General features: G+C 35.3%; 7 protein-coding genes. All 7 read left to right on the top strand.

The features are described from left to right. The first annotated feature begins 68 nt into the window (after window positions 1-68). The 7 genes from PHQ99_07055 to nagB all read left to right on the top strand — a co-directional run bounded on the left by PHQ99_07055 (window position 69) and on the right by nagB (window position 8371). Window positions 69-1211, top strand: a complete 1143-nt coding sequence (locus tag PHQ99_07055) for an ROK family transcriptional regulator (protein MDD4289327.1) — start codon at window positions 69-71, stop codon at window positions 1209-1211. A gap of 200 nt (window positions 1212-1411) precedes the next feature. Beyond that, window positions 1412-2368: a sugar ABC transporter substrate-binding protein gene (locus PHQ99_07050; GenBank protein MDD4289326.1), complete on the top strand. Its 957-nt coding sequence runs from the start codon at window positions 1412-1414 to the stop codon at window positions 2366-2368. A gap of 83 nt (window positions 2369-2451) precedes the next feature. Beyond that, window positions 2452-3702 carry a hypothetical protein gene (locus tag PHQ99_07045; GenBank protein MDD4289325.1) on the top strand — a complete coding sequence of 417 codons (1251 nt, stop codon included), beginning with the start codon at window positions 2452-2454 and terminating at the stop codon, window positions 3700-3702. A 5-nt stretch (window positions 3703-3707) separates the two neighbouring features. Further along, window positions 3708-5213, top strand: a complete 1506-nt coding sequence (locus tag PHQ99_07040) for a sugar ABC transporter ATP-binding protein (protein MDD4289324.1) — start codon at window positions 3708-3710, stop codon at window positions 5211-5213. Between the two features lie 53 nt (window positions 5214-5266). Then, on the top strand, window positions 5267-6223 hold the full coding sequence (locus PHQ99_07035; protein MDD4289323.1) for an ABC transporter permease: 957 nt from the start codon (window positions 5267-5269) through the stop codon (window positions 6221-6223). A 122-nt stretch (window positions 6224-6345) separates the two neighbouring features. Next, window positions 6346-7545, top strand: a complete 1200-nt coding sequence (locus tag PHQ99_07030; GenBank protein MDD4289322.1) for a diphosphate--fructose-6-phosphate 1-phosphotransferase — start codon at window positions 6346-6348, stop codon at window positions 7543-7545. A gap of 100 nt (window positions 7546-7645) precedes the next feature. Beyond that, the gene (gene nagB / locus PHQ99_07025; GenBank protein MDD4289321.1) at window positions 7646-8371 is read left to right on the top strand and encodes a glucosamine-6-phosphate deaminase; all 726 of its coding nucleotides are present in this window, start codon (window positions 7646-7648) and stop codon (window positions 8369-8371) included. Window positions 8372-8685 lie beyond the last annotated feature (314 nt).

The raw sequence follows: 8685 nt of genomic DNA, 5'->3' as shown, positions 1-8685 counted from the left end.
CGAATAAAATTTTGAATAACATTACAGAAATATATTTTCTACTTTAAAAAATGAAATGGATTGATTAAATGGATATAAAGAACATTAATCAAGGTTTAGTTTTAAAGGTTATTGAAAATAACGGTCCTATTTCCAGAGCAGCCATCGGAAAGATAATCGGTTTAACTCCACCTACTATTTCTGCCATTGTCAGGGATTTAATTAACAGGGGTATTGTCAGCGAAATTGGAAAAGGTGATTCTTCCGGTGGTAAAAAACCAATCTTAATACAGATAAATTCTGAAAGTGCATATATAATTGCTGTAGATTTAGGAAGCGAAAATGGAATAAGAGTAGCTTTGATGGATTTATCCTGTGATATTGTTAAAGAAAAATCCTACCACGAGAAAGACCCTTTCACTATCCAAAATCTTAAAAATACCCTTAGCATTATCATAAATGATTTTTTAGAAGAGATAGAAATTCCACTAAAAAAAATATTAAATATCTGTATCGGTGTTCCGGGAATAATAGATTATAATGAAATGAAAATCACCGCTGCTCCATATTTAAATTGGGAAATATCAATTAATGATCTAAGTTTAAGCGAACCTGATATACCTATTATTCTTGAGAACGATGTTAATCTGATGGCATTAGGGGAAAAAGCGAAGGGAATTGCACAGGAGTTTGATAATTTTGTATTTGTTGGAGAAAGAACCGGGATAGGTGCTGGCATCATAATTAACGGAAAGCTTCATCAAGGCGCTAACAATGCCGTGGGAGAGATAGGCTATCTTCTTGTTGATCCTGAATATGCTCCTAAAAATTCCAAAGATTTTGGCTGCCTGGAAAAATTAGCCAGTTCCAGGGTTATTATTGAAAAGGCGCGAAAGAGGATAGGGAAGCAGGTTAAGATAATGGAAATATTTAAACTTGCTGCTGAGGGTGACAGTGTTGCAGCTGGTATTATTAAAGAGACATTGAAATTTTTAGCTTATGGAATTGGAAATATTTCATGTGTTCTAAATCCGGAGTTAGTTGTTATCGGAGGCGGAATATCAATTTTACCGTCCATTTTTTTAGAAGAAATCAAAACAGCACTTCAGAACATTGTTCCATTTGTTCCCAGGATAGAATTTTCAAAATTGAGAGAGGATAGTGTTTTAATCGGCGCTGCGGTAAAAGTATTTGCACCTTTAAAAAAGAACGGGTTAGCACCCATTAATTAAATTGAAAAAATTGACAAAATTAGGGCCCCAAGGTATGAATCCATTGAGTGGAGAAAGTATTCCTGAAAATTAAAAACCTTACTGTCATGAATAAAAAAACATAAATTAATTCTGATAAAGGCGGTGATGTGAATATAAATAGCAAGTGTTTGAAATGTAAATAAGAGGAAAATATTAAATAAATTCAGGAGGATTTTGTAATGAAAAGATACATAAAATCATTTGTTCTAACCATGTTGCTTTTAGCTTTTGTATTTGCTGTGTTTTCAGTTTCTTCTGCCCAGGAAGAAAAACCCAATGTAGCAGTATTACTTCCGGGAAGCGTTGAATTTTTTAGTGTCCAGCGTAGAGGTATAGACCAGGCAGCAGAGGATTATGGTTTAGATATAATATATGCAGATGCTGAATGGGATGCAGGAAAACAGCTTTCCCAGGTCGAAAACTTTATCGTTAGAGGTGTAGATGCAGTTATGCTCTGTACCGCAGATAATATGGGCTTAATTCCTGCAGTACAACTATGCAATGAAGCAAATATTCCTTTGATAACTTTTACCAATGCCCTTGGCACAGATCCTGAAGGTAAATTTCCAGGAGTAGTATCTTTTATCGGCAGATCTGAGATTGGGGCAGGGATTATTCAGGCTGAAATGGCTGCACAGCTTTTAGGTGACAAAGAAGCAAATATAGTGCTGATTGAAGGCCAACCGGGAACTTTTGCCCAGAGAATGAGGGAAGAAGGCTTTATGAAAGTTGCAGAAGAACATCCAAACTGGAATATTGTGGAAAAGAGACCTATTGAAGGCTGGACCAAAGAAGGTTCGCTTGCATTTATGGAAGCTTTTCTCCAGAGCGGTAGACCGGTTGACCTGGTCAGCTGTCAATGGTGGAGTGGGGCAATCGCTGCAGCAATGGCATTAGAAAACGCAGGTGTCACTGATGTATATGTCACCGGGCTCGAGTATGCAAAAGAACTAGTTCCATATATTGAAAATGGAAAAGTTACAGCCAGCACTTACTTTTCAGTTGTTGAAGAAGGATACAAAGCTGTTGAGGTTACCGCAAATCATTTAAAGGGTGAAGAGGTTCCTCAATTTGTAGAAATTAAACACATTATTGTAACTCAGGATAATGTAGATGAGTTTGAACCTGAGATGTAATCAGGTGCAAGTATCAGTAATATGTAAATATCAATTGTTGTAAGTAATATGATGGGGGCAAATAAATATATTTGTTTTAAATTATGAAAAAAAAGTGGATTAGTTGCCAAATTGTTCTAAATAATATTGAGACTGATGCCTTAATAAAAAATGATTATCTAAAGAGGAAAATAGCGATTGCCAAAGAAACGCTTGATCTGGATGCCATAATTATATGGCCTGATAATCATAAAAAGAATCTTGCCTTGATCCAGGAAGTCTGTTCAAACTTTAAGATTAAGACTTATCTTTGGTACCCGGTTTTAGCTGACATATCTGCCTTTCAAATTAAACCTGAACAGTCTGTGGAAGCATTTAATGGAAAACCTGGTCATGGAAAAATCGGTCGCTGGAAGAAATTAGGGCATGTGGAGGAAGATTTTTTATTTCTATGTCCAAATGAAGAAAAATATGTAATGGAAGTTTTTAAACACTATCAGAAACAATTATTGGAAGAGGGGTTTGATGGTGTTCTATTGGACAGGATTCGATTCCCTTCACCTGCCAATGGTTTTGAAACACTTTTTACCTGTTTTTGTCAGGCATGCCAGGATAAGTTTCAAAAAGATTATAATGAGGACCTAAACCATTATCGCGATAAGATAAAAGATTTATTGCAAGAATTAAAAGATATGAAAATAAAGGATTTTTCAGGTTACAGAAACCTGTCTGATGTAATTATTCGCAATAACCTGACTAAATTTTATAATTTCCGGGAAAACAGTATATTTCAGCTTACAAAAATGTTTGCAGATTATGCAAAACAAAATGGAAAAACAGTAGGATTAAATTTATTTGCCCCCTCAATTGCATATTTATCAGCCCAGAATTACAAATTATTATCAGGTATTTGTGACTGGATTAAACCCATGTTGTATTGCCATACTGCAGGACCAGCAGGTCTTCCTCTGGAATTTTCCTGTTTTACTGAAGCCATAATGAACATTAATCCTGATTTAAAAGAACACAAGTTAATCCGTGAAATTAGCAGGATACTTGGAGTAAATCTACCCGGTTCAATAAATGATATTTTAGAAAAAGGTGTTACTGAGAACATTATTTATCAGGAAATAAAGCAAATACAGAATTATAACTTAAAAGAAGGTGTAAATATTTATCCAGGTTTGGATTCAGTACAAATTCGCGGGATATCTTATGTGGATAAACAAATTTTGGAAAAATATTTAAGTTTGATTTTTGAGCTTAATCTAAAAGGTATGATTATGTCCTGGAATCTGTTGAAGATACCAGACGAAAATATAAAATTTGTAGGTGATTTCTTATTAAAACAGTAACAGATATGAAAAAAAATAATCCCTTATTAAAGGTAATAAAATTAAGAAAGACTTTCCCCGGGGTAGTTGCACTGAATAATATAGATTTAGAGATAAATGAGGGTGAAGTACATGCCCTGGTAGGAGAAAACGGAGCCGGAAAATCGACATTGATTAAATCAATAGTTGGTGCGTATAAAAAAGATTCAGGCGAAATCTTTTTTGATAACCAAAAAGTGGACTTTAATTCACCTGCCCAGGCTTTTCAAAGTGGAATCAGCGCGATTTATCAGGAAAACAGTCTGATACCACAATTAACTGTTATACAAAACATTTTTTTGGGAGCAGAGCAGTTCATCAGATTAGGCATAATTGATGAAAAAAAGATTTACCAGCAATATTTGGAGATTACCGAACAGCTGGGGTTTGAATTATCTCCTCATGATAAAGTAAGAGATTTGGGAGTAGCAGAACAAAAATTGGTAGAGATTTTAAAAGCCCTAATTCACAAAGCTAAATTTATTATTATGGACGAGCCGACTGCTTCCTTATCAGCAGATGAAATAGAACATCTTTTTAGAATCATTTCTGAACTAAAATCAAATCATATAAGTATTTTATATATCACCCATCTTTTAGGAGAAGTGTTCAGGATTGCAGACCGAATTACAATTTTAAGAGATGGTGAAAAAATAGATACTGTTTCTACCAAAGAGGTGGATCAGGAGAAAGTGATTACCATGATGGTCGGAGAGACTTTAAAAGATGCTTATACTTCTAAATTTACCGGACATGAAAAATGCCTGGAAACTGTCTTAAAGGTAGAGAACCTGAAGAGAAAACCCAGAGTAAACGGTATTTCATTTAAAGCTTGCGCAGGAGAGGTTCTTGGCATTGCAGGTCTCAGGGGGGCAGGAAAAACAGAGTTATCCAGGCTTATATTTGGAGCTGATAAGATGGAAAGCGGTCAAATTTTCATTAATGAAAAACCGGTCCAGATTCAATCACCCCTTGATGCTGTTAAACAAGGTATCTCACTGGTTCCGGAAGACAGGAAAAAAGATGCCCTTATTCTTATGTTAGAACTATATAAAAATATTACTCTTCCTACCCTGAACCAGGTTTTAAACAACGGAATTATTTCACCATCAAAAGAATATGCAATAGCAAAACAGGCGATAGAAAAATTGGACATAAGAACTTCCGGTGTTAAGCAGATTACAAGATATTTGAGTGGAGGGAATCAGCAGAAAGTTGCCATCTCTAAATGGTTGCAGACTGAACCCAAAGTTTTAATAATGGATGAACCCACTCAGGGAATTGATGTAAAAGCCAAGCTGGAGATTTATAATATTGTCCGTAAGCTGGCTGAAGCAGGTGTTTGTATTATATTTATATCTTCTGAAGTGCCGGAAGTAATAAAAGTCTCAGACAGGATATTAGTCTTAAGCAATGGTGTAATCACTGATGAATTTCATCAGGGCGTCACCCAGGAAGAAGTTATGAGAACTATATTGAAGAAAAGTAAATAAATTTTACAAATTGTGTAAAAAATATTTAATAAAATACTAATAGAGAAAAGGTTATGAAAAAAAATACAAATGAAAATTTAAAAAAATACTGGAATTTAGTAAGTAAAAACGGAATATTATTTATATTCTTATTATTATGCATTCTGTTATCTTTCATTACCCCGGGATTTTTGTCCTGGCCTAATATTATCAATGTACTCAGACAAAGCTCTATTATAGGAATAATGGCAATTGGAACAACCTTTGTCATTATCGGAGGAGGATTTGATATCTCAGTCGGGTCATTGCTTGCTTTAACAGCAGCTATGAGTGTTGGTCTGCAACACCATATGCACTGGAGCCTGGCTGTATTGCTTGTGTTAATAATAGGTGCCATTTTTGGATTTTTTAACGGCTTCTTAACAGCAAAAGTTCACATTCCGGCAATAATTGCCACACTGGGCACCATGACGATTATCAGAGGCCTGGCATACCTTTATACTGGTGGATATCCTGTTTATGTAGAGGCTCCGGATTTTGCCTATATAGGTACGGGGTACCTGGGACCAATACCATTCCCTATCATTATTCTTATTATAATGGTAGTTTTATGGCAATTTATTTTAACAAGAACCAGGTTTGGAAGATATGCCAGTGCACTTGGTGGAAATAAAGAAGCAGCAAGACTTTCAGGCGTGAAGGTAGATTATTATCATATTCTTACTTTTGTTGTAGGAGGTTTAATGGCTGCTATGGCCGGTATTGTTTATGCTTCACGGCTTTTATCAGTTACCCCTCTTGCCGGACAGGGTTATGAATTAGATGCAATTGCCTCTACAGTAATTGGAGGAACCAGTGTTTCCGGTGGTGAAGGTTCGGTTGTCAGGACACTCATTGGTGTTTTGTTACTGACCATTATTGCTAATGTATTCAATCTTATGGGTATACATATTTATGTTCAGTATGTCGTTAAAGGGGCTATAATCCTTTCAGCCGTAGGCTTTGATACCTATTCAAAATACCGGCAATAGTTTTCATATATGCACATTAAATACAATAAGTAAATAGGTAAAAAAAACAATTTCTATGCCTGTATGTTTATCTATGTAATATATTTAAGCAATAAAAATTTATATAGAAATAAGGATTTTTAATGAAAAAAAATGCTGTTATTGGTCAGTTAGGTGGGCCAACCTCTGTAATTAATTCGAGTCTTTGCGGGCTCATTCAAGCAGGGCTTAAATCAAAAAAAATAAATCATATTTTGGGAATGAGAGACGGAATTATAGGTTTACTGGAAGATAAAATTATTGATCTGGGGACAGAAAACCCCGAAGTCCTTCAATCGCTCTGGCAAACCCCTGGCTCAATCCTGGGTTCTTGTAGATATATTCTGAAAAAAGATGATTTTCCTCTCATCCTGAAACAGCTTCAAAAACATAATATTGGTTATGTCTTTCTTATCGGAGGCAATGGAACCATGCAAATCAATAAGCAGATTGAACAATATTGTAAAGAAAAAAATTATCAGGTTTGCATAATCGGAATCCCAAAGACAGTAGATAATGATCTTTGTGGCACTGACCATGCCCCCGGATTTGCTTCTGCAGCACGATATACTTGTCTTTCGGTACAGCAGGCAGGCAGACTTGCCCGGGATATGCAGAGTGTAGATAAATATGTTGTTTTCCAGACTGTCGGAAGAGATACCGGCTGGCTGGCTGCTTCAGCAGCACTGGCAAAAAAAAAGGAATCAGATGCTCCTCATCTTATCTATATTCCCGAAAGACCTTTCTCCAGAGAAGGATTCCTGTCTGATGTAGAGGATTGTATAAAAAAATACGGATGGGTATATATAGTTTGCGGTGAAGGTATAAAATGGAAAGATGATAGATTTGTAGCCAGTCTGCATTCAGAGAATAGCAATAATGATTTTGAATTTGGAGCCATGGGTGGAGGAAGTGCTGCACTTAATTTACACAAGATTATCCATCAGGAAACAGATTTCAGAGGTGAATTCCAGATAACTGAGTCTTTATCCATGTGTGCTATAGACAGGGCAAGCAGGGTAGACCTGGAAGAAGCCTATGCCTGTGGAGTGAAAGCTATAAAGTTAGCCGAAGAGAGTATATCGGGAGTAATGGTTTCTATTATACGGACTAATTCTTTCCCTTATCAGATAAAATTAAGTACAGTTCCCTTTGAAGATACAGCCTTAAAAATAAAGCCAATGGATGATAAATATATTAATGACTGTGGAAACTTTGTAACTAAGGAATACATTGATTATATAAAACCACTAGTTGGGAAATTTCCCATATATAGTGAGTTGGATTATATAAAATATAAATAATTAAACCTTATCTTTACTTTTATTTATTCCAAAATTAAGTAAATACTTTGAAATATAATTTTATAGTTTCAGGGTGAGTTAAATTCAGGAGAGAAGATATATGAATGTTGTGACTGTCAGAAACTATCGCCAACTCAGTGTTCAAGCGGCTCAGCTGGTTGCCGACCAGATTACACAGAAGAAAAATACCGTCCTGGGTTTGGCTACTGGTCAAACCCCGATTGGAATGTATCAGGAACTGATTAACATGTTTAATAAAAGCGAAATAGATTTTTCTAAAATCACTACTTTTAACCTGGATGAATACTACGGCTTATCATCCAAACATCCACAGAGTTATCATTATTATATGTGGAATAACTTTTTAAAACATATCAACATCAAAAAAGAAAATATACACCTACTAAACGGGGTAACTGAAAATATTAAGGAAGAATGCAATCAATATGAAAATCTTATTCAAAAAAATGGCGGGATTGACCTGCAAATATTGGGTATTGGGGATAATGGACATCTGGGATTTAATGAACCTGCCATTGGTTTAAATAGCAAGACTCATCTGGTCAACTTATCAGAAGCAACCATCCGGGCAAATTCCCAGTATTTTAATAATATTCAAGAAGTACCCAAACAAGCGATTACTATGGGAATTGGAACTATAATGAAAGCAAAAAAAATTATCTTATTAGCCAATGGTAGAAAAAAAGCCCATGCAATTGAAAGAACTATTAAGGGACCTGTCAGCACTGAGGTACCGGCAACTGTATTGCAGCTTCATCAGGATGTGACTATTATCATCGATCAAAAAGCCGCAACTGACCTTTGAACCCATCACTTATCAGTTCTTAACTCTTAACCATATTGAAATTATACTATATACCAAATACCATATACTAATTTTACATTCGTGCAACCCTGCATCTTTGTTATTCCATATCCTTATATTCTTCTCACGTCTTGTATTTGCTGACAAGTTTTTTATTGTATTCAAACGTTATACGTAATAAGCTATACGGTATACTGTGTCTTTGTCATTGCAAGCTTTCTGAAAGCAGACCAAGGAAATGTTATGGATTTATTACTGAAAACTACTTATCCCTGCATCATAACATTACTTTTTTCTTTTAATTTTTTTTGAGT

The sequence above is a fragment of the Atribacterota bacterium genome (assembly GCA_028703475.1).
GTDB lineage: Bacteria > Atribacterota > Phoenicimicrobiia > Phoenicimicrobiales > Stramentimicrobiaceae > JAQVMU01.
The sequence above is the reverse complement of the archived record's forward strand: the minus strand, read 5'-3'. Positions and strand labels throughout refer to the sequence as shown.

What these genes read in the sequence shown, in the direction of transcription:
- PHQ99_07040 (MDD4289324.1), top strand. Translation starts at nt 3,708, where the DNA reads ATGAAAAAAAATAATCCCTTATTAAAGGTAATAAAATTAAGAAAGACT.
- PHQ99_07030 (MDD4289322.1), top strand. Translation starts at nt 6,346, where the DNA reads ATGAAAAAAAATGCTGTTATTGGTCAGTTAGGTGGGCCAACCTCTGTA.
- PHQ99_07035 (MDD4289323.1), top strand. Translation starts at nt 5,267, where the DNA reads ATGAAAAAAAATACAAATGAAAATTTAAAAAAATACTGGAATTTAGTA.
- nagB (MDD4289321.1), top strand. Translation starts at nt 7,646, where the DNA reads ATGAATGTTGTGACTGTCAGAAACTATCGCCAACTCAGTGTTCAAGCG.
- PHQ99_07045 (MDD4289325.1), top strand. Translation starts at nt 2,452, where the DNA reads ATGAAAAAAAAGTGGATTAGTTGCCAAATTGTTCTAAATAATATTGAG.
- PHQ99_07055 (MDD4289327.1), top strand. Translation starts at nt 69, where the DNA reads ATGGATATAAAGAACATTAATCAAGGTTTAGTTTTAAAGGTTATTGAA.
- PHQ99_07050 (MDD4289326.1), top strand. Translation starts at nt 1,412, where the DNA reads ATGAAAAGATACATAAAATCATTTGTTCTAACCATGTTGCTTTTAGCT.